This window comes from Pseudarthrobacter sp. C1, assembly GCF_034720455.1.
Taxonomy (GTDB): Bacteria; Actinomycetota; Actinomycetes; order Actinomycetales; family Micrococcaceae; genus Arthrobacter.
The window spans coordinates 1-377 of the sequence record NZ_JAYESK010000032.1 but is presented as its reverse complement, the minus strand read 5'-3'; the positions used below and the strand labels follow the sequence as shown (position 1 = coordinate 377).

Below are 377 nucleotides of genomic sequence, written 5' to 3'. Positions count from 1 at the left end.
GCCCTCTACATGAACTTCTTCGGCAACTACATCCCCTGGATGGCAGCCGTCCCGCAATGGGCCTGGGCACTGACCGCCCTGATCGTGGTCCTCGCCCTGAACCTCGTCTCCGTGAAGGTCTTCGGCGAAATGGAATTCTGGTTCGCCCTGATCAAAGTCGCCGCCCTGGTCATCTTCCTCATCGCCGGCACCTACTTCGTCATCTTCGGCACCCCCGTGGACGGCCAGCAAGTCGGCCTGAGCCTCCTCTCGGACAACGGCGGCATCTTCCCCAACGGCCTGCTCCCCATGATCATCCTCATGCAGGGCGTCCTCTTCGCCTACGCCTCCATCGAACTCGTCGGCACCGCCGCCGGCGAAACCGAAAACCCCGAAAA

Annotated in this window: 1 pseudogene; it reads left to right on the top strand. The window is 62.3% G+C overall.

Going from position 1 to position 377, the window contains the following annotated elements:
• Positions 1-377, top strand: a pseudogene (locus U7114_RS19330) (L-asparagine permease); the annotation flags it as partial.